The sequence below is a fragment of the Vibrio sp. 1249-1 genome, assembly GCF_033340495.1.
The window spans coordinates 1-2,288 of record NZ_JAWOWJ010000044.1; the positions used below are offsets into that span (position 1 = coordinate 1).

The 2,288-nt window shown below is 43.8% G+C and carries 1 protein-coding gene and 2 tRNA genes; all 3 read left to right on the forward strand.

Annotated elements, in window-relative coordinates:
• The first annotated feature begins 1 nt into the window (after position 1).
• The 3 genes from R7Z50_RS24065 (at position 2) to R7Z50_RS24075 (ending at position 2,287) form a co-directional block, all read left to right on the forward strand.
• Positions 2 to 77, forward strand: a tRNA-Asn gene (locus R7Z50_RS24065).
• Between the two features lie 275 nt (positions 78 to 352).
• Positions 353 to 1,978, forward strand: a complete 1,626-nt coding sequence (locus tag R7Z50_RS24070) for a methyl-accepting chemotaxis protein (protein ID WP_104975628.1) — start codon at positions 353 to 355, stop codon at positions 1,976 to 1,978.
• 233 nt (positions 1,979 to 2,211) lie between these two features.
• Positions 2,212 to 2,287: transfer RNA gene (locus tag R7Z50_RS24075), tRNA-Phe, on the forward strand.
• Position 2,288: the final 1 nt, after the last annotated feature.

Here is a 2,288-nt window from a genome sequence, read left to right on the forward strand (position 1 = left end):
TTCCTCCTTAGCTCAGTTGGTAGAGCGACGGACTGTTAATCCGCAGGTCGCTGGTTCGAGCCCAGCAGGAGGAGCCACTTTTAAAGCCGCATCACTTGATGCGGCTTTTTTGTATCTGCTTTATACGTCATTTCTCACTTTCCCATTTATCTGCACTTCATTTCTAAACATCAGCGAACATTAAATCCTTTCTTTAAAAACACTTATTTCACGCTAAAAATTTAATCCTCATCGTAATTTCAATACGCATTAGTATCCGAGCATATTTATCTTCACTAAGATGCCCGAGTTATTACATTTCTTCTTTTAGCTATGCCTTGCATAGTGATAACACTTTATTTGTGAGCTAAATATGAAACTAAAAACTCAAGCCTATTTATTATCTGCGATCATATTGCTAGCTCTCCTAGCTCTGACCGCAACGGGCTTATGGACACTTCGCGTCGCAAGTAACCTTGATAACAAAGCTCGAGTTACTGAGCTATTTAAAAGTGCGTACAGCATACTTACCGAAGTAGAAAAGATGGCTATCGAAGGCAAAATGCCGGAAGACGAAGCGAAAGCATTAGCCACTCGCCTACTTCGTAACAATATCTACAAAGACAACGAATACGTTTATGTCGCAGATGAAAATATGATGTTCATCGCCGCACCACTAGACCCTCAACTGCACGGAACCAGCTTCCATGACTTTAGAGATGGCAGTGGTAATAGCGTAGGCCAACTCATTCTAGATGTATTGGGGCACAAAACAGGTCAGATCATTGAATATACCTGGAGCCAAAAACAAGCCGATGGCAGCATTGAAGAAAAACACTCGATAGCAGAAAAAACACCACACTGGGGCTGGGTTGTCGGTACAGGTATTGGCTTTAATGAAGTTAACGCACGTTTTTGGTCGACAGCACAATGGCAGCTTGTGCTGTGTCTGATTATCGCGGGAAGTATTCTAAGTGGCCTGATCATTTCGATTCGCAAAATGCTTCATCTACTTGGTGGAGAGCCTAACGACGTGCGTAAAGCAGTTCAAGCTGTCGCTCAAGGAGACATTCAGACCAGTTTTGATACTGTGGCACCGAGAGGAAGTATCTATCGTGCCGTGCAAGATATGAGTCAATCACTAGCTACCATGGTGACAAACCTAGAGAAGTCTATGCATGCACTGCGCGCAGAGTTATCTGCCGTAGAAGCTCGATCAAATACGATTGCCGATCTTACCGTATCTCAGCAGCAATCAACGGCGATGATTGCCACTGCGATGACTGAAATGGCATCTTCAGCCAACCATGTTGCCAATTCAGCAAGCGACACCGCAAACAATACGGACGAGGCTGACAAACAAAGCCAACATACTCAGAAACTCATTCATAACACGGTTGAAAACATTCAAGGTTTAGCTTCTCAATTAAATACTGCGAGTAAAGCGGTCGCCGATCTAGATCAGGATGTAAATAATATTGTAAAAGTGCTCGATGTGATTGGTGATATTGCAGAGCAAACAAACCTATTGGCACTCAATGCAGCCATTGAAGCAGCACGTGCTGGAGAACAAGGCCGAGGCTTCGCAGTCGTTGCTGATGAGGTACGCAACCTAGCAGGACGCACACAAGACAGCACAAAAGAGATTCAGTATATGATCTCCAATCTGCAAGAAGGCTCTCGCAATGCCATTCACACAATGGAAATATGTGCAGAAACCAGTGAAAGCACTGTTACAGAGTCTAAGAATGCCTCTGAAGCTCTACAGCAAATTGTAACGGCGTTAGAATCTATCACCACAATGAGCCAGCAGATCGCTACTGCTGCCGCTGAGCAGACGCAGGTTAGCGATGATATTGCGCTACGCATAAACCTTATCGAGGAAAGCGGAGGCCAACTCAACTCTGTCGTAACCGAGAGCCAATCAAGTACTCAAAGTTTAGCTTCACTAGCGAATGAGCTAGAAGGTTGGGTAAACAAGTTCTCAGTAAAGCACTAGTTTAAAGTCAATTGTTCAATAAAAAGCACGTTTTCAGACGTGCTTTTTTGTTTTTATCGCCTTTATTTTGCAAGTGAACACACTATCAATGTTAAAACATCGCTTAAAGCATGGCGCATTGCTGCTAAAAATGCATAAAAACAGCCCACTCCGAGCACAAATTCATCAAACGATATTTTATTTTAATTTTATTGTTGACCTGAAAGCCGAAAAGCCTTTTAATACACCTCGTCGCCCGGATAGCTCAGTCGGTAGAGCAGAGGATTGAAAATCCTCGTGTCGGTGGTTCGATTCCGCCTCCGGGCACCAC